The organism is Polaromonas sp. CG_9.5, from assembly GCF_035984465.1.
In the GTDB taxonomy this organism is placed as follows: domain Bacteria; phylum Pseudomonadota; class Gammaproteobacteria; order Burkholderiales; family Burkholderiaceae_C; genus Polaromonas.
Genome location: NZ_JAXCHR010000006.1, coordinates 1 through 24,927 on the forward strand (window position 1 = coordinate 1; position 24,927 = coordinate 24,927).

Sequence of the window (24,927 nt, forward strand, 5' to 3'; positions counted from 1 at the left end):
AGCGTGTACTTGGCCCTTGATGTCTTTGTCATTTTCGTTTTCCTTGTCTGAATTGAACCACTCAGCAAGGGATACGTTTTCTGGGGGCAAGGTCACTACGGATATTTTTATTATGCAAGTTTTTCTACTTTAGGCGTCCCAAATGCCCCAGCTTTGGATTGAGCACGAATTGCAAACTCTGGTTTCGCTTGTTCGTCTACTCGATCAACAATTGAGCGCGTTGAGCGATAAGAGCACGGATGTTGAAGATGCCGATGCTTTTGGCTACTTCGACACAATGGAACATCTGGTCGGACTAGCAATGGTCATTTTTCAAACTTATGTTGCAACCGTTTGCGGCACGATTTTGGTAGAAAAGCACCTCGCCCTTAAAAAGGGACCCTTTCATTCGGGCGGAATGTACAAAGCCGAAATCGTCAATCATGCTGCGAACTACTGGAAGCACAACAATGAGTGGGGCACTGAGCGTTCAGATCGGCGTAGACGAACAATAGAAGACGCATTCGAGTCCGTCGGCTTTCCGGTTGGAACCGACTACCCACTTTCTGGGGTGCTAACAGAGCTTTCAGCTCCAAAATTTGCTTCATTAGAGCCTCTTATCGAAATACTCCATGAGTGGAAGTCGGCGGTTCTAACCAGCTCTTAAACGTACCTTCAACGAGGTTTTCATCGGCCCTCGACTTTGGTAAAAAGTCTAAGGTATGAAATTAGAGCGGAGGATCGTTCGACTCCGTATTTCTACGGAGCTTCGCGAGTAGCCCTACGAATGGGCAAATCCCTCTCCATTTCTTAAAGTTCATCTACGGCGAATCAAGCCGGTCAACGAACCAAACCAATGGAGAACCCCATGCGCAACATCCTCAAAATTTCTGTCCTAGCCCTGTCCATGATCGCCGCCGCCGGTGCCAACGCCCAAGCCGTGCGCACTGAAAAGAACATGTCGCTCGAACTGGCCAACCAACTGGCTTCGGCCACCGTGGCGGCCTGCGCTGCCAACGGTTATGCCGTCAGCGCCACGGTGGTTGACCGGGCTGGCACTGTCCGTGCCGTGCAGCGTGCCGACAATGCGGGCCCGCACACTTTGGCCGCCAGCCAGCAGAAGGCATTTACCTCGGCATCGGCCAAAAACACCACGCTGGCGATGATGGAGGGCTCGCAAAAGAACCCGGCTGCGGCCAATCTGGTGTACATCCCCGGTTATTTGTTGCTGGGTGGCGGCGTGCCGGTCAAGGTGGGCAATGAAGTGATTGGCGCTGTCGGCGTGGGCGGTGCGCCGGGTGGCAATCTGGATGAGCAATGCGCCCTGGTGGCCATCGATAAAATCAAGGATCAGCTGAAATAAGCAGGCGGGTTCAGTCAAGGACAACACCATGCGCAGCACGCCCTTTTATTCGGCACGCCAACTGTTCGCAGCCCTCATCCTTGGCCTGGCGGCAGCCGCAGGCACCCAAGCCTTGGCGCAGGTCGCGCCGACGGCAGCAGAAGCGGTGGCTTATACCGGCCTTCACGCTGCCGCCCAAAAAGGCGACGTCGCCAAAATCGACCGCCTTGCCGCCGCAAACGCTGACCTGAACGCCCGTGACGGCAACGGCCGCACGCCGCTGCATGTCGCCGCTTTTGCGGGCCAGCGTGAAGCCATCAAGGCGCTGGTCAAGCGCGGTGCTGATATCAACCTGCTGGACAAAGACCGTTATGACGGCGTGACGATTGCCGCCGTGGCCAACGACGAAGAAACCCTGCGGGTGCTGCTGGCGCTGGGTGCCAGCGCGAAGCTGGTGACCAGTCGTTATGACGGCACGGCGCTGATTGCCGCCGCGCACCTGGGGCATGCGGGCGTGGTCAAACAACTGATTGCCGCCGGCGCGCCGCTTAACCATGTCAACAACCTGCACTGGACCGCCGCAATTGAAGCCGTGGTGCTGGGCGACGGCGGGGTGCGGCACCAGGAAACCCTGCGCGCCCTGATCAACGCCGGCGCCAATCTGCAGCTGACCGACCGGGAAGGCAACACGCCGCTTCAGCTTGCCAGGTCACGCAGCTACCAGGAAATGGTTGACATGCTGGAGCGGGCTGGCACAGCAAGATAAAAAAAGGAACTGGAAGGGGCTGAAGTCGGGTGTTCAGCATCAAATCGGGCTTTTGCGCACGTTCTACGGGTATGAGCAGCTATTGATTAAATAGCAAAAATCAAAACTGCAGGGGAATCGTGACGGGCCCGTCATTGACCAGATGCACCTGCATGTCTGCCCCAAACTGGCCGGTTTGCACCACCGGATGCGCCGTTTTGGCCCGGGTCACAAAAAAGTCATACAGCTTGCGGCCCAATTCGGGTGGCGCTGCCGCGGTAAAGCTGGGGCGGTTGCCGCCAGACACGTCTGCCGCCAGGGTGAACTGGCTGACGATGAGCAGGCCGCCCGCCACGTCCTGCACGCTGCGGTTCATCTTGCCGCCTTCGTCTGAAAAGATGCGCAACTTGAGCACTTTGGCGAGCAGTTTGTCCGCTTGCGCCTCGCTGTCGCCGTGTTCTGCGCACAGCAACACCAAGAGGCCCTGGCCAATCTGGCCGGCAACTTCGCCGTCAATCACGACACGTGCTTCGGCCACGCGCTGCAACACGGCTTTCATGAACGCTGGACCCGGCGCATCAGCTGAGCGTGACCCGCGCAAACTTGCGCTTGCCGACCTGCACCACATAAATGCCAGCCGGCAGTTTCAGCGCCTTGTCGCTGACCACGCTGGAATCGACGCGAACGCCGCCGCCTTCAATCAGGCGCGTGGCATCGCCGCCCGACGCTGCCAGGCCGGCCGCTTTCAGCAGCGCACCGATACCCAGCGGCGCGCCCGAAAGTGTGACCTCGGGAATCTCGTCGGGCACGCCGCCCTTGCTGCGGTTGATGAAATCCTGTTCGGCGGCATCGGCGGCGGCTGCTGAATGAAAGCGCGCGGTGATTTCCTTGGCCAGCGCCACCTTGGCGTCTTTCGGGTTGCGGCCGGCGGCCACTTCGGCCTTGAGGGCGGCAATGTCGACTTCGCTCTGGAACGACAGCAGCGTGTACCACTTCCACATCAGCACGTCGGAAACCGACAGCACCTTGGCAAACATGCTGTTGGCGTCTTCTGAAATGCCGATGTAGTTGTTCTTGCTTTTCGACATCTTTTCAATGCCGTCCAGGCCTTCGAGCAGCGGCATGGTCAGGATGCACTGCGGCTCCTGGCCGTATTCCTGCTGCAGGTGCCGGCCCATCAGCAGGTTGAACTTCTGGTCGGTGCCGCCGAGTTCCAGGTCGCTCTTGAGCGCCACCGAGTCATAACCCTGCAGCAGCGGGTACAAAAACTCATGCACGCTGATCGGCGTTCCGGCGTGGAAGCGGTCATGGAAGTCGTTGCGCTCCATCATCCGCGCCACGTTGTAGCGCGAGGCCAGCTGGATCATGCCGCGCGCGCCCAGCGGGTCGCACCATTCGCTGTTGTAGCGGATCTCGGTTCTGGACGGGTCCAGCACCAGACTGGCCTGGCGGTAGTAGGTTTCGGCATTCACCTTGATCTGCTCGGAGGTGAGCGGCGGGCGCGTGCTGTTGCGGCCCGACGGGTCGCCAATCAGCGTGGTGAAGTCGCCAATCAGGAAGATCACCGTGTGCCCCAGGTCCTGCAGCTGGCGCATCTTGTTGAGCACCACGGTGTGGCCGATGTGGATGTCGGGTGCCGTCGGGTCCAGCCCGAGCTTGATGCGCAACGGCACGCCGGTGGCTTCGCTGCGGACCAGTTTTCGCGTCCATTCGTCCTGCGGAATCAGCTCGTCGCAGCCCCTCAATGAGATGGCCAGCGCCGCTTTTACACGGTCAGACAGGGGTGGATTTGTAACAAGCGCTTGATTCATAAGGGGTTTTTCAGGACAGGTTATTGTCCGACAGATATAATTACGACTTTCCTACGTCAGGCCGCCATTTTAGAGGCCGCTTCAGTTGCTGATGAGGAAGCCAGAATTTTGAGCCCGATGACCCCCACCCGCTGGCAAAAACGGATGGCCTGGTCATCGATTTCCTTTTAATAGCAGTTCGGCATGCGCTTGCAGCCCGACGCACTTTAGTTGGGATTCCGCTTTGCGCCTGCCTGTCGCCTCCCGTAGCCTCCTTACCCTCTCCGTGGTGTTGTCCACCGTCGCCGGCAGCCTGCGCCGCCACCCCAAACGCATCACAGCCAGCTTGGCCGTCTTGCTGCTGGGAACTGGTGTGACGGCTTTCGGCGTTGCGCCGCTGGCACCTGACGCCGCCGATTTGCCTGTCCGCCAGATCCTTGAGGCCGTGCAGCCACTTTCGCCCAGCTCGGCGCAAACACAGCTCAATGCGTTGGCCAACTTCAACTTCACACTGTTTCGCACCGAAAGCACACGCAGCAGCGACACCGTAGCCTCGCTTCTCAAACGTCTGAACCTCGACGATGCGGGAGCCGACGCCTTTTTGCGCTCCGATGCCAATGCGCAGCAAATACTGACCGGCCAGGCCGGAAAAAACGTAACAGTTGAAACCAGCGAAAGCCAGCAACTGCTCAAACTCAGCATGCGCTGGGCGACCGATGACGAGCAAGTGTTCAAGCGCCTGGTGATTGAACGCAAACTTGGCGCGGACGGCTCACGTTTCACATCACGGATTGAAACCGCGCCTTACACCCGTTCGGCCCAGTTGGCGAGCGCCACCGTCCAGACCTCGCTGTTTGCCGCCATTGACGACGCCCGCATTCCCGACAGCGTCGGCGTGCAGATCGCGGAAATATTCTCCAGCAACATCGATTTCCGTCGCGCACTGCGCAAAGGTGACCGTTTCAACGTGGTGTATGAAACCCTGGAAGCCGACGGCGAAGTCCTTGGCGCTGGCCGTGTGCTGTCTGCCGAATTTGTCAACGAAGGCAAAGCCTACCAGGCCATGTGGTTTCAGCCGCCAGGCAACGATGCGACAGGCGTGCCCTTCAAAGGCGGCTACTACTCGCTCAACGGCCAGAGCCTGCGCCGCGCGTTCCTGAGCTCACCGGTAGAGTTTTCACGCATCAGCAGCGGTTTTTCGATGCGTTTTCATCCCATCCTGCAAACCTGGCGCGCCCACAACGGCACCGATTTCGCCGCCACCAGCGGCACCCCGGCCCGCACAGTGGGCGATGGCGTGGTGGAGTTTGCGGGCGTACAAAACGGTTTTGGCAACGTGGTGTTCGTCAAACACGCCAACAACCAGGAAACCGTCTACGCCCACCTGAGCAAGATCAACGTTCAGCAGGGCCAGAAGGTCAGCCAGGGCCAGACCATCGGCCTGGTTGGCATGACCGGCTGGGCGACCGGCCCGCACCTGCATTTCGAGCTTCGTGTCAACGGCGTGCAGCAAGACCCGATGACCATGGCCCAGCAAAGTGACGTTATTCCAGTGCCTGCCGCTGCCAAGGCGCATTTCAAGCAACTGGCTGAGGGCTTCAGGAACCAGCTGCAAGCTGCTGCCACCATCGACCAGACACAGGCTGAGTGAGCCTCCAGCGGTCGGCATGACTGCGGCAAAATAGCCGCCATGCACGACTACACCATCGGCCTGATGTCAGGCACTTCCCTTGACGGCGCCGACGGCGTGCTGGTCGATTTCTCCGGCGACACGCTGCGCGTTGTTGCCACGGCCAGCCAGCCGTTTACAGAAGCTTTCCGCGCCGAGCTGCTGGCGCTCAACACCCCATCACACAACGAACTGCACCGCGCTGCATTGGCGGGCAACGAGTTGGCAGCGGTGTACGCCCAAGTGGTGGCAGATCTTGTGCAACAAGCAAGCGCACAGGGAATCACCGCCAGCCAGATTTCGGCCATTGGCGCGCACGGCCAGACCGTCAGGCATCAGCCCCGGCAAACCGCCGCCGGGCCGGCGAACGCGGCCTACACGCTGCAACTCAACAATCCGTCCCTGCTGGCCGAACTCACGGGTCTTGATGTGGTGGCGGATTTTCGCAGTCGCGATGTGGCGGCAGGCGGCCAGGGTGCGCCCTTGGTGCCGGCCTTTCATCAAGGGGTCTTTGACCGCCCCGATGCTCATGTGGCGGTGCTGAACCTGGGCGGCATCTCCAATCTCAGCCTGCTGCCGCCTTCTGGCAGCTCGCTTCCGGTGCTGGGTTTCGACTGCGGGCCGGGCAATGCCTTGATGGACGCCTGGTGCCTGCAATGCACCGGCCAGCCCTTTGATGCAGGCGGCACCTGGGCGAAAAGCGGGCAACTGATTCCGGCGCTGCTGGCCAGCTTGCTGGACGAGCCTTACTTCTCGCTTCCGATTCCCAAAAGCACGGGACGCGATCTTTTCAGCCTGGCATGGCTGGCAGAAAAATTACAGCCTTTTTCCAACGAACGTCCGCAAGATATCCAGAATACATTAACTGAACTGACGGTTTGCGCATGTACATCAGGCGTAAGCAGCTATGGAAAAAAGAGCAAAGAGTTGATCGTCTGCGGCGGCGGAGCGTTTAACCTGCACCTGCTGCAGCGCCTGCAGGCCGGGCTTCCCTGGCTGCGTGTCAGCACCTCAGACGAGCGCGGCTTGCCGCCTTTGCAGGTGGAGGCAGCGGCTTTTGCCTGGCTGGCCCGCCAGATGCTCAAGCGTCAGCCCGGCAACCTGCCCGGCGTGACCGGCGCGGTCGGGCTGCGGGTGCTGGGCGCGCTGTACCCGGCATGAAGTGAGCCAGGCACAAAAAAGCCGCCTTGACAGGCGGCTTTTTTAATTTAGCAAGGGCAGCGTCTTCTGCCCGCCTGAGGCTCAGACCGAGAAGCTCGATCCGCAGCCGCACGAGCTGTTGGCGTTCGGATTTTTGATCACGAACTGCGCGCCTTCCAGGTCGTCCTTGTAGTCGATTTCGGCACCGACCAGATACTGGTAGCTCATCGCGTCAATCAGCAGTGACACGCCATTTTTGGTCATGGTGGTGTCGTCTTCGTTGGTGATTTCATCAAAGGTGAAACCATACTGGAAGCCCGAGCAACCGCCACCCTGCACAAACACGCGCAGCTTCAGGTCAGGGTTGCCCTCCTCGGCAATCAATTCAGCCACTTTCGACGCCGCACTGTCGGTAAAAACAAAAGGTGCGGGCATTTCGGTCTGGATATTTTCAGCAACTGCACTCATGGGGAACTCCGTTATTCAATAGGCAATGGGGGAAATAGTACAGTAAATCGATCAACCATACCGGCTGCGCGTCTTAGCACACAACGCAAGGCCCCATGAAAAAAGCCGCCCGGCGAACCAGGCGGCTTTTTTGCGAAGCAGGGAAAGCGAAATTAACGCTTGCTGAACTGCTTGCGACGGCGGGCTGAACGGAAACCGACCTTTTTACGCTCAACTTCACGGGCATCGCGCGTGACGAAACCGGCTTGGCTCAACGCTGGCTTGAGCGTTGCGTCATAGTCGATCAGGGCGCGGGTGATGCCGTGGCGCACTGCGCCGGCCTGGCCGGACTCGCCGCCGCCGTGAACGTTGATCATGATGTCAAACGTCTCGACGTGGTTCGTCAGGAACAGGGGCTGGCGGCAGATCATGATGGAGGTCTGGCGACCGAAGAACGCTTGAATGTCCTTGTCGTTGACCGTGATCTTGCCAGTGCCTTTTTTCAAGAACACGCGGGCAACGCTGGATTTGCGACGGCCGGTGCCGTTGTTCCATTCACCGATCATTTGGCGACTCCTGCGATTTCCAGCACTTTAGGCTGTTGGGCGCTATGGGGATGCTCTGCACCGCCATAGACCTTGAGTTTCTTGATCATGGCGTAACCGAGCGGGCCCTTGGGCAGCATGCCCTTGACAGCCTTTTCCAGGGCGCGGCCCGGGAACTTGGTTTGCATGTCGCGGAAATTGGTGGCAGTGATGCCGCCTGGATAACCGGAATGGCGATAGTAAATCTTGTCGGTTGACTTGGCACCGGTCACGCGCAGCTGGGCTGCGTTGATGATGATGATGAAATCACCGGTGTCGATGTGAGGCGTGTAAATGGCCTTGTGTTTGCCGCGCAAACGGAGAGCAACTTCGCTGGCTACTCGTCCGAGGACCTTGTCGGTCGCGTCAATCACAAACCACTCGTGCGTCACATCAGCGGGTTTGGCGCTGAAGGTTTTCATGAGTTTTCTTTTCGAAAAAAGGGGTTTGTCGGGTTCTTTTCCACGGTCGGCGTTCTTCTGATGAGAACCTCTTAGGTGGTCATTTGCCTTTTCAAGCAACTCTGTCGCGGAACCCCATGTGCGCTGCAGAGCCTTGGATTATATGAATAATCAAACGCTTGCGTCAATTTTTGAGGGTTTTCGCGTGCAAGAAGGTACGATAGCGCCATGTTTTCTTACCGCCACGCCTTCCATGCAGGCAACCATGCCGACGTTCTCAAGCACACCACTTTGATTGCGTTGATGAAGTACCTGACCCAAAAAGACACGGCGCTGACCGTGATCGACACCCACGCCGGCGCTGGCCTGTACCGCCTTGATGGCGACTACACCGAAACCAGCGGCGAAGCCAGCCAAGGGATTCTCAAGTTGCTTTCAGCGTCAAAAACGGTTCCTGTGCAAGCTGCACGTGCGGGAGCAGCTCCTAAAAATGTAGCACCCGCAACGCCCGATGCTGCCGCCAGCAGCTACGCCTGGGCACCGGCCCTGCAAGATTACCTGAACCTGCTGCGCGACCTGAACCCTCACTTCGCGCAAACCAGCGACCCGTTGCACCTGAAAATTTATCCCGGTTCGCCATTCATCGAACAAAAATTTCTGAGCGGACGCGACAAGCTCAAGCTGTTCGAGCTGCACCCGACCGATTACAAGTCGCTGGCCGGCAACATCGAGCAGCTCGGCGTGGGCCGTCAGGTGGTGGTCGCCCGCGAGGACGGCTTTGAAGCACTTAAAACGTTTTTGCCGCCGCCGGCCCGCCGCGCCATGGTGCTGTGCGATCCGAGCTATGAAATGAAAACCGACTACCTGCGCGTGTCCAGCTGCATGGCAGACGCGGTCAAGCGCTTTGCCACCGGCACCTACGCCGTCTGGTATCCGATCATTCCGCGCCCTGAGGCGCACGACTTGCCGCGCAAACTCAAAACGCTGGCTTCCAAAGCCGGACGCAGCTGGCTGCATGCCACGCTGACCGTCAAGTCGAGCAAACTGACGCTAGATCCCGAAGGCGAAGTGGTTCGCCCCGGCCTGCCCGCCAGCGGCATGTTCATCATCAACCCGCCGCACACGCTGAAGGCCGATCTGCAAGCGGCCTTGCCACAAATGGTGCAGCTGCTGGCCCAAGACCGCCACGCGGGTTTCACGCTCGACCACGGCGGCTAAGCCGCAACCGCCCACACATCAAGCATCCGATTCGATCTGTGGGCGACATGCTTTGGCAGCTGCCAAGCAGTAGCGTTCTGCCCTTCCCCCTCAGGGTGCATCCACTTTGTCACGGCGCATCGCCTCGTCCTCCATCAGCTCAAACCACATGGCATTGAGCACGGCAAAGGCGGCGGCCAGGGGCAGGCCGAGAATCCAGGAGAAATACCACATGGTCAGTTCCTTAAGCAAGTAAAAAGCCGGTGAAGGTTCAACGGCCCGGGGCCGTTGCACTCAATACGCATGGCCGCGTTCTTCGCTGATGGCTTGCTCGTCTACCTTGCCGCGCAGCACCGAATAGACCCAGCTGGTGTAGGCAATGATGAGCGGCAAAAAAATGGTCGTGCTCACCAGCATGATAAACAGCGTCAGGTGGCTTGACGACGAGTCCCACACCGTCAGGCTAAAGCGCGGGTCAACAGACGAAGGCAGCAAAAACGGAAACATCGACACCCCCACGCTCAGCACGATGCCTGCGATGCTGAACGTGCTCGCCAGCATCGTCAGCCATTCGCGGCGCAAGCGCAAACCCAGCCACGCCAGTAACGCACCGGCCAGCCCCGCCCCAGGCACCGCCCACAGCCACGGTCGGGCCAGGTAGTTGGCAAACCAGGCACCGGCCTGCAGTTCGGCGGTTTTGAGCAGTGGATTGGAAGGCCCCTCGGTCACGATGGCGCTGGTGATGCGGTAGCCATCAACATAGCGCCACAGCATCCAGCCTGCCAGCGCGTACAGCACCACCGTCACCAGCGCTGCCACGCTGCCGAAACGGCGTGCGCGTTCAGCCACGGAGCCCTGCGTTTTCAGGCGCAACCAGGCCGCGCCATGCATGACCAGCATGGCCACCGACACCAAGCCGCACAGCAGCGCAAACGGGTTGAGCAGACCGAAAAAGCTGCCGTCGTAAAAAATACGCATGTCGTCTTGCAGTCGGAAAGGCACGCCTTGCAGCACGTTGCCAATGGCCACGCCAAAGATCAGCGCAGGCACGAAGCCGCTGCCAAACAGCACCCAGTCCCAGCGCGCGCGCCAGGCCGCCTCGGGGCGTTTGCTGCGGAACTTGAAAGCCACGGGCCGCAAGATCAGCCCGACCAGTATGACGAACATCGCCAGGTACAGGCCGGAAAAAGACACCGCGTACAGCTGCGGCCAGGCGGCAAAAATAGCGCCGCCGCCCAAAATCAGCCAGACCTGGTTGCCCTCCCAAACCGGCCCCACGCTGTTGATGGCCACGCGGCGCTCCAGATCGGTGCGCGCTGCAAACGGCAGCAGCATGCCCACGCCCAGGTCAAAGCCGTCCATCACGGCATAGGCCAACAGCAGCACGCCCAGCAGCCCCCACCAGATGAGGCGCAGCGTTTCGTAAGACACCATTTGATGCAAGATCATGATTTTTCTCCGGGATTCAGTGGGCGGCCACGACTTGTGCGGCCAAGGGCGCGCGGTGCGTCGCCTCACTGCCGACATCAGGCCCTTTGCGGATGGCCTTGAGCATGAGCTTGACCTCAATGAACAGCAGTACGGTGTAGATCAGCACAAAGCCGGCAATCGTCATCAGCACCGTGGCGGCCCCCAAGCTGGACACCGCTGCCGCCGTAGGCAACACGCCTTCAATCACCCAGGGCTGACGACCCAATTCGGACACGATCCAGCCGGCCTCCACAGCCAGCCAGGGCAGCGGCATCGACCACACCGCCACCTTAAGCAGCCAGCGGCGGGTGTCGAGCTGACGCCGCGCCGACAACACGAAGAACGTGCCGGTCAGCAGTATCAGGAACATGCCGATGCCGACCATCAGGCGGAAAGACCAGTACAGCGGCGCCACCGGCGGCACCGTATCCCAGGCGGCCTTGCTGATTTGCTCGGGCGTGGCCTGGCGCGGGTCGTCTACATAGCGCTTGAGCAGCAGCGCGTAACCCATCTCGTTGCCATGCTGCTCAAACGCGGCACGCGCAGCGGGCGGAATGGCCGCGTCACTGCCAGCAGCGCGAATGGTTTGCAGTGCATCGTAGGCCAGGATGCCATCGCGGATACGTTGCTCGGCCTTTTGCACCAGTTCTTCAATGCCGGGGATGACGGTGTCCAGCGAACGCGTGCCAATCAGGCCCATGACGGCCGGAATATGCACCGCGTAATGCGTCTCGCGCGCTTTCTGGTCGGGAAAGCCGAATGCCGTAAAGGCTGCGGGCGCGGGCTCGGTCTTCCACATCGCTTCAATGGCGGCGAGCTTCATTTTCTGGTGCTCTGTCGACAGGTAGCCGCTTTCGTCGCCCAGCACCACTACCGACAGCGCCGCCGCCAGGCCGAACGAGGCCGCCACCGTCATCGAGCGCTTGGCCAGTTGCACGTGGCGCCCCTTGAGCAAATACCAGGCCGAGATGCCCAGTACAAACACCGAGGCCGTCACATAGCCCGCCGACACGGTGTGGACGAACTTGGCCTGCGCAACCGGGTTGGTGATGACGGCGAAGAAGTCGGTCACCTCCATGCGCATGGTTTGCGGGTTGAAGGCCGCGCCCACCGGGTTTTGCATCCAGCCGTTGGCAATCAAGATCCACAGCGCAGAAAAGTTCGAGCCGATGGCCACGGCCCAGGTCGTCACGAGGTGACCGACCTTGGACAGCTTGTCCCAGCCAAAGAAGAACAAGCCGACGAAGGTGGCCTCCATAAAGAACGCCATCAGCCCTTCCAACGCCAGCGGCGCACCGAAGATGTCGCCCACGTAGTGGCTGTAATAGCTCCAGTTCATGCCGAACTGGAACTCCATCACGATGCCCGTGGCCACGCCCATGGCGAAGTTGATACCGAACAACACGCCCCAGAACTGGGTCATGTCGCGCCAGATGGTTCGCCCCGTCATCACGTAGACCGTCTCCATGATGGCCACCAAAATCGCCAACCCCAGCGTCAGCGGCACAAATAGAAAATGGTAAAGCGCCGTGATGGCGAATTGCAAGCGCGAAAGCGTAACGATGTCGAAGTCCATGATTGGATTCCTTTCTTGATTTCCGTTTTTCTGTCAGTACCGCGTTCAGTCGGCCCGCAGCGCCTGCAGCGCCGCATCAAATTCAAAACTGCCGCGCCGCCAGTCCGCCACAATGACGCCCGCCTGCAGGCACAACACCCGGTCGGCCAGCTCGGCCTCGCGGCGCAAGTGGGTGGCAATCAGCAGCGTGCGCCCCTGCGCCAGCGCGGCCACACAGCCCAGCACCGCTTGCGCCGTGGCGGCGTCGAGCGCCTCCGTGGGCTCGTCCAGCAACCACAGCGGCACATCGCGCAGCAACAGGCGCGCCAAGGCCAGGCGGCGTGACTGCCCGCCCGAAAGGCCCAGCCCGCCCTCGCCCAGCCGCGTATCCAGCCCCGCCGTCAACGCTTGCACATCGCCCGCCAGACCGGCCGACTGCAGCGCCGCTATCAGGCGCGCATCGCTGGCCGCCGGATCGGCGAGGCGCAGGTTGTCGCGCAGGCTGTCTTGAAACAATTCGGTGCGCTGCGTCAGCCAGGAACACGGCTGCGCTTGCAGCGTGCCGCAGCGGGGTGACAATTCGCCCGCCACTGCGGCCAGCAATGTCGATTTGCCCGCGCCGCTGGCACCAATCAGGGCCACGCGCTCACCCGCTGCAATGTGCAGCGACAGCCCTTTGGCCACCGGCACCGGGCTGCCCGGATGGGCCAGCGTGACATCGTGCAGCGCCACCGCATCGTCAGAATCCTGCGCAGCACCTGTCAACGGCAAGTGGCATGCGGCGACTTGATCCGCTTCTTGTTCTTTCCCCAAGACTTCTGGCGTCATATGCGGGCCCAGGCGCCGCGCCGCCAGCCACGTGCGCCCGGCTTCCAGTGCGCCCCGGCGCAGGGCGGCCCACGGCTCAGTGGCGGTCAGCACCACCAGCAAAGCCAGCGCAGCCGCTGGCGCGCCTATCGCCCCCTGCCCCACCAGCGCCCCCACGGCCAGCAGCACGGCGACCAGTGTCAAAGTGCTGGTCAATCCGTAGGCCAGCCCGGCACGCACTTCCAGCCGGTTCAGCGCATCGTCAGCACGGGCCAGACGCTGGTCGGCCAGCGCCAGGGCGTCGCACTGGGCCATCAAGCGTGCGGCCATCGCCAGTTCGGTCTGGCCAGCCACCAAATCCACAGCGCGCGCACGCAGCAGCTCGGTCGCCAGCGCACGCCGCACTGCTGCCGGACGCGCGCGCCGCGCCAGCCACACCGCAATCGCGCCACCCGCCAACACCAGCCACAGCACCAGTGCCAAGCCCAACGCCCCATGCAACGCACCCAGCACCACGCCCGCCAGCAAGGCGGCCCCCAACGCCGCAGCCAGCGGCACCAACAGGCGCAAATACATGGATTCCAGTGCGTCAATATCAGCAGTCAGCCGAAACAGCAGACGCGCCGGGCGCAACAGCAACTGGCGCGCCGCTTCAGGACGCGCCCAGCCGCGAAACAATTGCTCGCGCAGATCAGCCAACACGGCCAGCGTAGCGTCGTGGGTCACCAGCCGTTCGCCGTAGCGCGACAAGGTGCGCCCCATCGCCAGCAGACGAATGCCCGCCGAGGGCATGAACACATCGAACACGATGGCTGTCGCCACGTGCAAACCCGCCAGCGCCGTGGACGTGATGAACCAGCCCGAGAGGCCAAGCAACCCCATCCCCAACAGCACCGTCAGCACCGCCAGCGCGGCACCCAGCAGCAGCAAGCGCGGCCTGGAGGTTAAAAACAGTTGCAGCACGGGCTGCATATCGCGCCATGCTGCACGTCTGTTGAGAGCGTTTACCGGGCGCATGCCAACTCCTCAGCCACCGGCTCGCCGACCTGCACCACGTGCCCCAGCCGCGCCGCCAAAACCGGGTCGTGCGTGGCGACGATCAGGGTCTTGCCTACCGCCAACTGCAGCAGCGCATCGGTCACGCGCTGCGCGGTTTGGCTGTCCAGGTGCGCCGTGGGTTCGTCCACCAGCAGCAGGCCCGCCTGCGTATGCGCCGCCACGCGCGCCAGCGCCAGGCGGACTGCTTCGCCGCCCGACAGGCCACTGCCGCCCTCGCCCAGCGTGCTGCCGGGATGCGCTTGCGCCACATCGCCCAGCGCAGCCCATTGCATGGCGGCTTCGACCTGCGGGCGCGCCACACCGGCGCGGCCCAACGACACGTTGCTCTGCACCGTGCCGGCAAACACGTGCGGGCGCTGCCCCATCCACGCCATGCGCTGGCGCAGCGTGCTGGCCGTGGCAGCCGTCAAGGGCACGCCGCCAATAGCCACTGTGCCTTGGTCAGGGGCCACCAGCCCGGCAATCAGGCTCAGCAGCGTGGTTTTGCCGCTGCCGCTCGGGCCCACCAGCGCCACATGCATACCCGCAGCAACGTGCAAGTTGTAGTCCTGCACCACCGCTGTGCCACCACCGGCATGGGCAAAATGCACGCCATGCAGTGCCACCGACAGTGCGCCTGAGGGCACAGAATCCTCTGCCAGCGTGGCCCCCAATGCGCCAGGCAGCGCTTGGCCCACACGGCCCAATTGCACCAATGCCTCCAGTGCGGCTTTCCCTGCGGCGCGGTCGTGCCAGGCGGCCGACAAGTCGCGCAGCGGCTCGAAAAAAGCCGGTGCCAACAGCAGTACAAACAAACCTTCGCCCAGACTCAGCCGCCGGCCCCAGGCACCAAACTCCAGCGTACCCAACAAGTGAAAACCAATATAGACCGCCACCATCGCCACGCCCAGCGCGGCAAACAGCTCCAGCACGGCAGACGACAAAAATGCAATGCGCAGCACGGCCATCGTGCGCTGGCGCAGCGCCTGCGCTGCATCCCGAAGGCGCAAGGCGGTCGCGTCCACGGCTCCCAGCGCGCGTAGAGTGCTCAGGCCACGTAGGCGGTCGAGCAAAAACGCATTCAATCCGCCCAGCTCCAGCATGTGCGCCTCGCTGGCCGCCTTGGCGCGCCAGCCAACCAGCGCCATGAACAAAGGAATCAAAGGCGCAGCCAGCACCAGCACCAGCGCCGCCACCCAGGAAAGCGTAGTCACGGTGATGGCAATGACCGGCAAAACCAGCATCACGCGCCAGCGCGCTGGCTGGTAGCGCACCAGCCACGGCACCACGGCCTCGGCCTGTTCGGCCATAACACTGGCGGCCAACCCTGAAGCAGGCCGTGCGCTGTCCAGCGGCGAGCGCTGCGCCAACGCCACGGCGACTTCGGCACGCAGCGCCGTCAGCTGCGCGCGCGCCGTCAAAAATACACGCCGCAAACCCCAGGCTTCACAGCCGCTGCGCAGCAGGCCCAGCAGCAGCAAGCCAGCAGCCGAGCGCAGCATGACCGCAGCGCCCGCGCCCTGCGCCAGCTGCTGCACGGCCCAAGCCAAAAGCGCGGCTTGCGGCAACCAGAGCCACGCGCCCAGCACTTGCAAAAAAATGCCGGCATCAATGCCTTTGGCGGATGCAAACGCAGGCGCGCCAGCAACGGGCGATACAGCCGTGTTGCGCAGGGTGGATGAAGAGGAAAGCTGCATACAGAGCGCCTCAGCGCGACCAGATGGCCGGTAAAGCAGTCGTCAGCGGATCAAGGTGAATCAGCATGGCAAATAGGCCTCAACCGCTCCTGGTTAACGTTATGAACGGCTCGCGCCCTGGCTGTCGCCAAGCACGGTCAGCGCGTTGTCAATCGGCATCAAGGCGACTTCTGGCGGCTTGTTGGCGGCGCGTCCACCCAGACTGGTCCGCATGGTTTGCGCCACTTTGTCTTTGACTTCCAGCAGCTTTTGTACTTTTGCGCCCATTTTCATGAGGCTCACCAGCGTGGCGGAATCCATCTTCTGCACGTCAGCCAGCCAGCCCGTCATCAACTCGATCAGGTCGTGCATCTGCCGCATGCGCTCCTGGGCATGGACGTCATCCTGCCCGACGGCCTGCTCCATCAGCGCGTCGCGCAGCATCGACAGCGTCGGGTCGATCTCGCGCTTGCGCCGCTCTTCGGCCAGCGTACGAAAGATGGCCCACACGTCTTCAGGTGCCTGAAAATACTCACGCCGGTCATTGGGCAGGTGCTGCAGGCGCACCAGGTTCCACGACTGGAGTTCCTTCAGGCCCATGCTGACGTTGGAGCGCGAAAAACCCAGCGCGTCGCCAATATCGTCGGCATTGAGGGCGCGGGGCGAGACATACAGCAAGGCATAAATCTGCCCGACCGTGCGGTTGATGCCCCAGCGGCTGCCCATTTCGCCAAAATGGAGAACAAAACGCTGGGAAAGAGGGGCAAGATTCATGGCTGTATATACTGAAGTTTCAGGAATTACTGAAATTCTAGTAACTACAGAGCCGCCGGCGTCGCCGGTTTTACTTAACCTTTGACTCTTCAGGGTGAGCGTCGGCTCTCACGCTACAAGGAATAAATTCGTGCATGGCTTGCCAGCCAGAAGGCGGGACTGGCCAAAGAAATCAGCGCCGGCGGCGGGCGGATGGCGCTTTGTGGGGTTTGCGCAGCGCCTTGCGCATTTTCAAACCCTGGGGGCCCGCCATGTTCAGCGATACCTCAGCCACGCCAGCGCCCACCAACCCCAGCGCCTCGGCGGCAGCCTGGCTGACGTCAATCACGCGGCCAGGCGCGAACGGCCCCCGGTCGTTGATCCGGACATCGACTTCGCGGCCCAGCTTCAGGCTGCGCACCCGGACGATGGTGCCGAAAGGCAGCGTTTTGTGGGCGGCGGTAAGCGCATATTTGTCGTAATTTTCGCCGCTGGCAGTACGGCGGCCGTGAAATTGCCCGCCGTACCACGACGCCTTGCCCCGCTCCACTTCCAGCGCGTCCTCACCGGTCAACCGGTATTTTTCATCGACAGGCGTTTCTGGCACCGGGACTGCTTCGGCGACTGGCACGGGTGCCGGGTTTTCAGCCCGCCTGAGCAAATGGCGGGAGATGAATTCGGAAAAACGTGATGCGCGAGACGCAGTTGACGCAAGCGGCGAAGCCGGCACAGGGAGCGCAACAGCATGCTCGGCTGTCGGCAGCTGCGCTGAGGCGAGAGGCGAAGCCGGTGCAGTCAATGGAACGACAGGGGGCGCTGTCGGCAGCTCCGCTGAGGCTAAAGGCGCAGCCAGCGCAGGTGCAGAAAAGACGGGCTCGACTTTCAGCAACCCGGCTAAGGCCAAAGGCGCCACTGACGCAGGTGGCGCAACAACAGACGCGGCTGACGCCAGAGGTGCGACCGGCGCAGTAGGCGTCTTATTCGTCACGTTCGACGCATCCGGCGCGGGCAATGTGGTGCAAGCCGTCAGCAACGCCAGCAGGCTGGCGGCAACCCCGGCTTTACACGAGCGCCAGAAAAACTGCGCCGTCATCAAACGCGCTTCAGGCGACGAATGATCTCGGTCGTCGCGGCTGCCTGGTTCATGGTGTAGAAATGGATGCCCGGCACACCGGCTGCACACAGCTGCTCGCACAAATCAGTCATCACGTCCAGGCCAAAACGTTTGATCGATGCGGTGTCGTCGCCAAAACCCTGCAGCCGCAAGCGTATCCAGCGCGGAATCTCTGTGCCGCAGGCATCGCTGAAGCGCATCAGTTGCGTTGAATTGGTGATCGGCATGATGCCGGGCACCACCGGCACATCGACGCCGAGGCGCTGCACGTCATCGACAAAACGGAAGTAAGCGTCGGCATTGAAAAAATACTGGGTGATGGCCGAATTGGCACCGGCCTTGACCTTGGCGGCAAACGCCTGCAAGTCAGCTTCGGCCGATTTGGCCTGCGGATGAATTTCGGGGTAAGCCGCCACTTCAATGTGAAAAGCATCGCCGGTTTCCTGGCGAATAAACGCCACCAGGTCGCTGGCATACACAAATTCGCCGCCCATGCCGTAGCCGCTGGGCAAATCGCCGCGCAGCGCCACCAGGCGCTGGATGCCCATGGCCTGCAAGGCGGCCAGTTGCTCACGCACCGTGGCACGGGTCGCGCCGACACAGGAGAAATGGCAGGCGGCGGCCACGCCTTCTTCCTGGATCGCCTTGACGGTGCTGAAAGTGCCCTCTTGGGTCGAGCCGCCAGCGCCAAACGTGACCGAGCAGAACTCGGGCTGGTGCGCATACAAAGCCTGACGGGTCAGCCGCAGTTTGTCGGTACCTTCAGGGGTTTTGGGCGGAAAGAATTCAAAACTGATCGGAATATTCATCGCCATGCTTCAATCATCTGTTGGGTTGTCGTCATGCTTTTTCTCGTGTTGCTTGCGCCGCGCCGGGCCATGCTGACCGGCATGGGCGGCCTCCGAGTCTTCGTGGGGCTCGCGGGAGGCACGCAGTTCGCTGCGCGGAATGCGTTTGGCCGCTTTGCGCTGGGGCGCGGCGGTCAGCGGCTGGTCTTCGCCCACGGCGTCATGGCTTTTTCGAGCCTGGATGAAAAACTCGCGGTTGCCGTCGCCGCCGGCAATCGGCGACTCGCGCCAGGCCAGCACGTCCAGCCCCAAACTGGCACAGGTGTCGCGCAGGCGCTTTTCAACAAATTCAAAATGCGCCGGGTCGCGCACGATGCCGCCCTTGCCGATCTGGCCGGGCTGCAGTTCAAACTGCGGCTTGACGAGCATCAGCAGGTCGCCGCCGGCTTTGAGCAAACGCACCACGGCTGGCAGCACCAGCGTCAGCGAGATAAAGGACAAATCGCCGGTCAGGAAATCAAAGACCGGATCAAAGCCGTCGCCTTCTTCCTCATCGTCGCCCGATTCTTCATCGTCGAAATCTTCGTCAAAATCGTCTTCACTACCGCTGCTGATATGCAGGGCGCGGCGGTAATGCGACACCAGGTCATCTGCCGTGAGGGAACGCGCATTCACGCCTTCAATGCACACCACGCGGCCGTCAGCGCGCAGGCTGTCGTGCAACTGACCGTGGCCGACATCCACGCCCACGACCTGCGCCGCGCCGTGCTGCAGCAGGCAGTCGGTAAAGCCGCCGGTAGACTGGCCGATGTCCAGGCAACGCATCCCGGTCACGTCCAGACCCACGCTTTTGAGCGCGCCTTCGAGCTTGAGGCCGCCGCGCGAAATGTATTTCGCTTCGGTGGTGTCGAGCAGTTGCAGCTCGGCATTGCCCGGAATTTCGTCGCCGTTCTTGGCAATTTTTTTCCAGGCCACGGCCTCATCTACGCGCCACTGCACGCCTGCAGCGATCAGGCGCTGGGCCTGGGAACGGGTGGTGGCATGGCCGTGTTCAACTAGAAATAGATCAGCGCGCATAAAACTCCGGCAACGTCAGGGTTGCAATACATAAAGGAAAGCGGTCGGGCGTCAAGCCAGCGCCGCTCCGGAAAACACTCATATTTTGATAGCTGCTTGCGCATATGCAGCATGCGCAAGCGCCTGATTTGGCTTAAAAACAGCGAATTTTTTCCTTGGTGAACCCTGCATACCCAAAAAGCGCAGGCTCCGGCCCAGAAAAGAAGCCGCCAACGCCTCAATAACGGTAGCTGTTGGCCTTGTAAGGGCCGGCTTTGGACACGCCAATATACGCCGCCTGCTCGTCGCTCAGTTCGGACAGCATCGCGCCGACCTTTTTCAGGTGCAAACGGGCGACCTTTTCATCGAGGTGCTTGGGCAGCACATAGACCTTGCCGGCCTGGTATTGGGCTTGTTTGGTGAACAGCTCGATTTGCGCAATCGTCTGGTTCGCAAAGCTCGACGACATCACAAAGCTCGGGTGGCCGGTGCCGCAACCCAGGTTCACCAAACGGCCCTTGGCCAGCAAAATAATGCGCTTGCCGTCCGGGAAAATGACGTGGTCAACCTGCGGCTTGATTTCTTCCCAAGTGCAGCTTTCCAGCGACGCCACATCGATTTCGTTGTCAAAGTGGCCGATGTTGCAGACGATGGCCTGGTCTTTCATCGCTGCCATGTGGTCATAGGTGATGACGTTTTTGTTGCCGGTGGCGGAAACGAAGATGTCGCACTTGTCGGCGGCGTATTCCATCGTCACGACCTTGAAGCCTTCCATCGCTGCTTGCAGGGCGTTGATCGGGTCAATTTCAGTGACCCAGACCTGCGCGCGCAAAGCCAGCAGCGCCTGCGCGCAACCCTTGCCCACGTCGCCGTAACCGGCCACGACGGCGACCTTGCCGGCAATCATCACGTCGGTAGCGCGCTTGATGCCATCGACCAGCGACTCGCGGCAGCCGTACAGGTTGTCGAACTTGGACTTGGTGACCGAGTCGTTGACGTTGATGGCGCGAAACGCCAGCGTGCCGTTGGCCGACATTTCGTTCAGGCGCAACACGCCAGTGGTGGTTTCTTCGGTCACGCCGATGATGTTTTTCAGGCGGCGGCTGTACCAGGTCGGGTCTTGCGCCAGCTTGGCCTTGATGCTGTTGAACAGGCAGATTTCTTCTTCGCTGCCGGGCTTGGCCAGCAGGCTGGCGTCGGTTTCGGCCTGTGCGCCCAGGTGCATCAGCAGCGTCGCGTCGCCGCCGTCGTCCAGGATCATGTTCGGGCCTTCTTCCGGCGTTCCCTTCGCGCCGGCGAACTCGAAAATGCGGTGGGTGTAGTCCCAGTAGTCGGCCAGGGTTTCGCCTTTGATGGCGAACACCGGCGTGCCGGTGGCGGCAATCGCGGCGGCGGCGTGGTCTTGCGTCGAGAAGATGTTGCACGATGCCCAGCGCACGTCAGCGCCGAGCGCCTGCAGGGTTTCGATCAGCACGCCGGTCTGGATCGTCATGTGCAGCGAGCCGGTGATGCGCGCGCCCTTGAGCGGCTGGGCGCTGGCAAATTCTTCGCGGATCGACATCAGGCCGGGCATTTCGGTTTCGGCGATGGTCAGTTCCTTGCGGCCCCAGCCGGCCAGCGACAAGTCGGCAATCACGTGGTCAGGGGTCTGGACAGGTTTCAGGATGGCGTTCATGGAAATAGCTCCAAAATCAAGGGTCAAGCTGGGCAAAATAGCCTCGGCCGCACATCTTGATCAAGGGGGAGTGTGAAATTCACTCACCCGGCATCAAAGCACATGCGGGTGAGCGTGGTTGCAAATGAGAGTCCTGAGCCTAGACCACATGCCGTGGGTTGCAACGCTCCTCAGGAGAGCCGCCATTGTACAGAACACGTCCGAATTGATATTTGAAGCTTTTGCCCACAGCGTGGGCGTGGCCAGACGGACAAGCGCGGCGCGGGTTTTGCCGAAATGCCCATAGCGATTGGGGCGGCGCGCGCCTGGTCTGTCGGGCAGACCGCCCGGCAGGCCCGGCCAGCACCCCAAACTGAGCCTTACTGGCCTTTTGCCAGCCCCAGTTTTTCAATCAAGGCCTTCTCGCGCCCAAAGGTTTCTTTTGCAAACCGCGTGTAATCAACCGAACTCATGTAGTTCGGCTGCATGTCGTAGCGGCCCAGCGCAGCGACGTAGCTCGGCTCTTCCATGGCTTTTTTGAACGCATCCTGCAGCCGTTTGACGACGTCCGGTGGCGTGCCTTTGGGCGCGCCAATGCCGAAGGGCGAGTTTTGCACGATGTCGTAGCCCAGCTCTTTGAGCGTGGGCGCATCGGGGAACTTGTCCAGGCGTTTTTCGCCCCAGGTGTTCAGCACCCGCAGCTTGCCGGCTTCTACCTGCGGCGCAAAACCGGTGCTGTCAGCGGCGGCCATCAGCTGCCCGCTGAGCACCGCCAGCATCAGGTCGGCACTGCCTTTGTAGGGCACATGCTGCAACTCAATGCCGGCTTTTTGTGCGATCAGCTCGGTCGTCAGGTGCGGGCTGGTCAGCGTGCCGGTCGAGCCATAGGTGAGCTTGCCGGGATTGGCCTTGGCATAGGCGACAAAGTCTGCCCAGGTCTTGAACGGACTATTGGCCGGCACCACGATGCCAAAGGCGTAGCCGGTAACGTTCAGGATATAGGTGATGTCCTTGATCGGATCCCAGTTGATTTTGGTGGTGTAGCCCAGACGGAAAACGCCCAGCGGGATTTGCGCCAGGGTATAGCCGTCGGATGCCGCACCCTGCAATTGCTGCGCGGGCAAGGAACCGCCAGCGCCCGGCTTGTTTTCAACGATGACCGGCTGGCCGAGAATCTTCGAGGCGTTGTCGGCCAGCGACCGCATGGTGATGTCAGTCGGCCCGCCAGCGGGAAAAGCGACGATGAGCTTGATGGGGCGAACCGGAAAGCTTTGGGCTTGCGCCAACCCCATGGCAGACAGGGCGGGCAGCGCCAGTGCGGCGGCAGATTGCAGTAATTGACGGCGTTGCATAAATGAGTCTCCTGAAATGGTCTCGCAGCTTGCGAGACGTCATCATGCGTGACGCGGGCGGCACGCGCATCAGGGCAACACCTGAATTGCTGTCGCATGGGCGTCAGGCTGGTTTTTCAAACTGTTCAGCGTTTGCCTGCTGCCAGCACAGACGTAAGCGACGGGGAAACAACCCTGAAAAAGACCCGGCGAGCGATGAAACTTGCTATCAACCAGATAGCTGTCAGCGCCCGCCCTGCTTGCACTAGACAGCGATTAGCGCCGAATCCAGCGTGTAATTCTGGCCGCCACGGCTGGCAATCTTGCGCGCGCCCACGCGGTTGCCAAGCGCCGCGCATTTCGCCAGCGGCCAGCCCTGCTCCAGCCCGAACAGCAGCGCGCCGCGAAACGCATCGCCGCAGCCGGTTGGGTCTACCACCTCATCGGCTTGCACCGGCGGCACCACGGTTTTATCGCCGTTGACCCAGACTTCGCAGCCTTGCGCGCCCAGCGTCACGATCAGGCCCTGCACGCGGCAGGACAGCTCGGCGCTCGACAGGCCGGTGCGGTCGGACAGCATCCGGCCTTCGTAGTCGTTGACTGTCACCCACGACGCCAGCTCGACGAAATGCGCCAGCTCGGGGCCGTCAAACATTGGCAGGCCCTGGCCCGGATCAAACACAAAGGGAATCCCAGCGGCCTTGAACTGTTCGGCATGCTGCAGCATGGCGTCGCGGCCATCGGGCGAGATCATGCCGAGCTTGATGTCGCTGCGGGCGGTGATGCGGTTGAGATGCGCCTGCATCATCGCGCCGGGGTGAAAGGCGGTGATCTGGTTGTTGTCGCGGTCGGTCATGATCATGGCCTGCGCGGTGTAAAGCTCATCGACTGCGCGCACGAACTCGGTGCTGATGCCCTGCGCTTTCAGGCGCGCCAGGTAGTCGGTGCCGTCGCTGCCCACCGTGGCCATCGGCAAGGGCGTGCCGCCCAGTTGCCTGAGGCTGTAGGCAATGTTGCCGGCGCAGCCGCCATATTCGCGGCGCAAGGCGGGCACCAGAAAAGACACGTTGAGGTTGTGCAACTGGTCCGGCAGGATTTGCTCGGAAAAGCGGCCCTCGAAATTCATGATGGTGTCAAAGGCCAGCGAGCCGCAAATTACAGAAGACATTCAGTTCTCAATTCAATTCAAGGGTAAAAAGCCAGAATACGGTAGCCGGTCACGGGCAAGGCGGCAGCCCGATCCCCCTCGGTTGCGAGCGTCAAGGCCACCAAACCCGCCAGTTCCGAATGGGCTTGCAGCGTGGTGGCCGTGACGCCGAACTGCGCCGGCAGCAGCACCCGACGCACCAGCGCCTGGTGCTGTTTGTCGGTCAGCGTCACTTCCAGCGCCGGAATTTCAACCGCAGCGGCACCGGTATTTTTCAACACGAAAGTCAACCGATACGCACGGGAGCCAGACTTGCTGAATTTGGCGCTTTCAACCTTCACTGACTCAATGCGCCGCAGCGGCCGCACTTCACAGCCCAGCGGTCGGCAAAGCGCTTGCAGCCAAGGCGCGAGCCAGGACTGTTGCGCAGCCAGGACATCTTTTTGCCGGACTGTCCACTGCAGCGCCAAGGCCAGCAGCAGCAGCGTGAAAAGCAGCACCAGTGCGGTGCGCAGCCGGGCCGGTGTCCAGAAGGGCGTGTGCTGCGCTTCGCGCATAAATGACAACTCTTCGGCTGACTCAGGCGGTTCTGCCGCCAGCGGCGGCGCGTTGGCACTGAAGCCGAGGGGTTCAACCAGCGGCGGGCTGGCGGGCTTGAAAACCAGATCAGCATCGAAGAATGTGGGCTCGATGCGTTCCGGCTCTTGCAGTGCGGCCATCGAGGCCGCAAGACTGGCGGGCAGCACATCGGGCTGAATTTTCATCGCTTCTTGCGGCTCTGCCTGCGGCGCAGCTTCGTCAGCGGGTGCAGGCGCTTGTGGTGCGGCTTCATCCTGCGGCGTCGGTGCCTCCTGAAGCGATTGCGCGAAATCTGGCTTCAGCGAAGGCGCGTTGTCAGGAAAATCCAGCGCGTTGTCTGCCAAGCCATGCTGCGAGAACGCTGAAAAAGACGGCGTTTCGGGCGGCTGCGGCGCTGGCATGGCGGCGGGCTGATCAAGCGCAGGCGGCGTATCGGCTTCAGGAATCAGCGCCGCCGGGGGCGCAGCGTGCGCTGGCACCAGAGACGCCTCGAACACTTCGCTGCACCGCCCGCAGCGCACCCAGTCGTCCGCGATCTTGAGCTGATCGGGAGTGACCTTGAACATCGTTTCACAGGCGGGGCAGCGCGTAACCAGATTCATTGAGGGCAATGAGTAAGGGTTCATGGCCGGGAAACCCGGTCGTGAAGAGACGTTAGAGAAGTG

At 61.5% G+C, this 24,927-nt stretch carries 25 protein-coding genes and 1 riboswitch; of the genes, 7 read left to right on the top strand and 18 right to left on the bottom strand.

Annotated elements, in window-relative coordinates; genetic code table 11:
* Positions 1-142 precede the first annotated feature (142 nt).
* From RCH06_RS06100 to RCH06_RS06110, 3 genes are all read left to right on the top strand, one after another.
* On the top strand, positions 143-646 hold the full coding sequence (locus RCH06_RS06100) for a hypothetical protein (protein ID WP_327080554.1): 504 nt from the start codon (positions 143-145) through the stop codon (positions 644-646).
* 201 nt (positions 647-847) lie between these two features.
* A complete protein-coding gene (locus RCH06_RS06105; RefSeq protein ID WP_327080555.1) occupies positions 848-1,342 on the top strand; it encodes a GlcG/HbpS family heme-binding protein in 495 nt (164 codons plus the stop codon).
* A 28-nt stretch (positions 1,343-1,370) separates the two neighbouring features.
* On the top strand, positions 1,371-2,087 hold the full coding sequence (locus RCH06_RS06110) for an ankyrin repeat domain-containing protein (protein WP_327080556.1): 717 nt from the start codon (positions 1,371-1,373) through the stop codon (positions 2,085-2,087).
* A 100-nt stretch (positions 2,088-2,187) separates the two neighbouring features.
* Here RCH06_RS06110 and dtd read toward each other — a convergent pair whose 3' ends face one another.
* Together dtd and tyrS are read right to left on the bottom strand one after the other, a co-directional pair.
* On the bottom strand, positions 2,188-2,625 hold the full coding sequence (gene dtd, locus RCH06_RS06115) for a D-aminoacyl-tRNA deacylase (protein WP_327080557.1): 438 nt from the start codon (positions 2,623-2,625) through the stop codon (positions 2,188-2,190).
* Between the two features lie 19 nt (positions 2,626-2,644).
* The gene (tyrS, locus tag RCH06_RS06120) at positions 2,645-3,877 is read right to left on the bottom strand and encodes a tyrosine--tRNA ligase (protein ID WP_327080558.1); all 1,233 of its coding nucleotides are present in this window, start codon (positions 3,875-3,877) and stop codon (positions 2,645-2,647) included.
* Between the two features lie 265 nt (positions 3,878-4,142).
* Between tyrS and RCH06_RS06125 the strand changes: the two genes are divergently transcribed.
* Both RCH06_RS06125 and RCH06_RS06130 read left to right on the top strand, forming a co-directional pair.
* Positions 4,143-5,507 carry a M23 family metallopeptidase gene (locus RCH06_RS06125; protein ID WP_327080559.1) on the top strand — a complete coding sequence of 455 codons (1,365 nt, stop codon included), beginning with the start codon at positions 4,143-4,145 and terminating at the stop codon, positions 5,505-5,507.
* A 39-nt stretch (positions 5,508-5,546) separates the two neighbouring features.
* Positions 5,547-6,686, top strand: coding sequence for an anhydro-N-acetylmuramic acid kinase (locus RCH06_RS06130; protein WP_327080560.1), 1,140 nt, complete (start codon positions 5,547-5,549; stop codon positions 6,684-6,686).
* Between the two features lie 81 nt (positions 6,687-6,767).
* Here RCH06_RS06130 and erpA read toward each other — a convergent pair whose 3' ends face one another.
* From erpA to rplM, 3 genes are all read right to left on the bottom strand, one after another.
* Positions 6,768-7,133: an iron-sulfur cluster insertion protein ErpA gene (gene erpA / locus RCH06_RS06135; protein WP_296904757.1), complete on the bottom strand. Its 366-nt coding sequence runs from the start codon at positions 7,131-7,133 to the stop codon at positions 6,768-6,770.
* Positions 7,134-7,285: 152 nt separating this feature from the next.
* Complete coding sequence (gene rpsI, locus RCH06_RS06140) at positions 7,286-7,678, bottom strand: 30S ribosomal protein S9 (protein WP_196863961.1); 393 nt, start codon at positions 7,676-7,678, stop codon at positions 7,286-7,288.
* Positions 7,675-8,118 (bottom strand): 50S ribosomal protein L13, encoded by a 444-nt coding sequence (rplM, locus tag RCH06_RS06145; RefSeq protein WP_327080561.1) that lies wholly within the window; start codon positions 8,116-8,118, stop codon positions 7,675-7,677. The genes rpsI and rplM overlap by 4 nt, the downstream gene beginning before the upstream one ends.
* Before the next feature lie 207 nt (positions 8,119-8,325).
* Between rplM and RCH06_RS06150 the strand changes: the two genes are divergently transcribed.
* Positions 8,326-9,315 (top strand): 23S rRNA (adenine(2030)-N(6))-methyltransferase RlmJ, encoded by a 990-nt coding sequence (locus RCH06_RS06150; RefSeq protein WP_327080562.1) that lies wholly within the window; start codon positions 8,326-8,328, stop codon positions 9,313-9,315.
* Between the two features lie 90 nt (positions 9,316-9,405).
* Here RCH06_RS06150 and cydX read toward each other — a convergent pair whose 3' ends face one another.
* From cydX to RCH06_RS06185, 7 genes are all read right to left on the bottom strand, one after another.
* Positions 9,406-9,528 carry a cytochrome bd-I oxidase subunit CydX gene (gene cydX, locus RCH06_RS06155; protein WP_327080563.1) on the bottom strand — a complete coding sequence of 41 codons (123 nt, stop codon included), beginning with the start codon at positions 9,526-9,528 and terminating at the stop codon, positions 9,406-9,408.
* Between the two features lie 60 nt (positions 9,529-9,588).
* Positions 9,589-10,743, bottom strand: a complete 1,155-nt coding sequence (cydB, locus tag RCH06_RS06160) for a cytochrome d ubiquinol oxidase subunit II (protein ID WP_327080564.1) — start codon at positions 10,741-10,743, stop codon at positions 9,589-9,591.
* A gap of 16 nt (positions 10,744-10,759) precedes the next feature.
* A complete protein-coding gene (locus RCH06_RS06165; RefSeq protein ID WP_327080565.1) occupies positions 10,760-12,340 on the bottom strand; it encodes a cytochrome ubiquinol oxidase subunit I in 1,581 nt (526 codons plus the stop codon).
* A gap of 45 nt (positions 12,341-12,385) precedes the next feature.
* Positions 12,386-14,143: an amino acid ABC transporter ATP-binding/permease protein gene (locus RCH06_RS06170; protein WP_442799605.1), complete on the bottom strand. Its 1,758-nt coding sequence runs from the start codon at positions 14,141-14,143 to the stop codon at positions 12,386-12,388.
* A complete protein-coding gene (gene cydD, locus RCH06_RS06175; RefSeq protein WP_327080566.1) occupies positions 14,131-15,861 on the bottom strand; it encodes a thiol reductant ABC exporter subunit CydD in 1,731 nt (576 codons plus the stop codon). Before cydD ends, RCH06_RS06170 begins: the two co-directional genes overlap by 13 nt.
* Before the next feature lie 99 nt (positions 15,862-15,960).
* Positions 15,961-16,614: a GbsR/MarR family transcriptional regulator gene (locus tag RCH06_RS06180; protein ID WP_327080567.1), complete on the bottom strand. Its 654-nt coding sequence runs from the start codon at positions 16,612-16,614 to the stop codon at positions 15,961-15,963.
* Positions 16,615-16,786: 172 nt separating this feature from the next.
* Entirely contained in the window at positions 16,787-17,224 is a 438-nt protein-coding gene (locus tag RCH06_RS06185; protein ID WP_442799606.1) for a septal ring lytic transglycosylase RlpA family protein, read from the bottom strand.
* A gap of 40 nt (positions 17,225-17,264) precedes the next feature.
* Here RCH06_RS06185 and RCH06_RS06190 point away from each other — a divergent pair, with 40 nt between their 5' ends.
* Positions 17,265-17,711 carry a hypothetical protein gene (locus RCH06_RS06190; RefSeq protein ID WP_327080751.1) on the top strand — a complete coding sequence of 149 codons (447 nt, stop codon included), beginning with the start codon at positions 17,265-17,267 and terminating at the stop codon, positions 17,709-17,711.
* Here the strand turns inward: RCH06_RS06190 and metF are convergent.
* From metF to RCH06_RS06220, 6 genes are all read right to left on the bottom strand, one after another.
* Positions 17,686-18,516 (bottom strand): methylenetetrahydrofolate reductase [NAD(P)H], encoded by an 831-nt coding sequence (gene metF, locus RCH06_RS06195; protein ID WP_327080568.1) that lies wholly within the window; start codon positions 18,514-18,516, stop codon positions 17,686-17,688. The genes RCH06_RS06190 and metF overlap by 26 nt on opposite strands.
* Positions 18,517-18,525: 9 nt before the next feature.
* Positions 18,526-19,572, bottom strand: a complete 1,047-nt coding sequence (locus tag RCH06_RS06200) for a TlyA family RNA methyltransferase (RefSeq protein WP_327080569.1) — start codon at positions 19,570-19,572, stop codon at positions 18,526-18,528.
* Positions 19,573-19,789: 217 nt separating this feature from the next.
* The gene (gene ahcY, locus RCH06_RS06205; RefSeq protein ID WP_327080570.1) at positions 19,790-21,226 is read right to left on the bottom strand and encodes an adenosylhomocysteinase; all 1,437 of its coding nucleotides are present in this window, start codon (positions 21,224-21,226) and stop codon (positions 19,790-19,792) included.
* Positions 21,227-21,329: 103 nt separating this feature from the next.
* Positions 21,330-21,404: riboswitch (S-adenosyl-L-homocysteine riboswitch) on the bottom strand.
* 181 nt (positions 21,405-21,585) lie between these two features.
* A complete protein-coding gene (locus tag RCH06_RS06210) occupies positions 21,586-22,557 on the bottom strand; it encodes a Bug family tripartite tricarboxylate transporter substrate binding protein (RefSeq protein ID WP_327080571.1) in 972 nt (323 codons plus the stop codon).
* Between the two features lie 244 nt (positions 22,558-22,801).
* Positions 22,802-23,704: a carbohydrate kinase family protein gene (locus RCH06_RS06215; protein ID WP_327080572.1), complete on the bottom strand. Its 903-nt coding sequence runs from the start codon at positions 23,702-23,704 to the stop codon at positions 22,802-22,804.
* 17 nt (positions 23,705-23,721) lie between these two features.
* The gene (locus RCH06_RS06220) at positions 23,722-24,864 is read right to left on the bottom strand and encodes a zinc-ribbon and DUF3426 domain-containing protein (RefSeq protein WP_327080573.1); all 1,143 of its coding nucleotides are present in this window, start codon (positions 24,862-24,864) and stop codon (positions 23,722-23,724) included.
* Positions 24,865-24,927 lie beyond the last annotated feature (63 nt).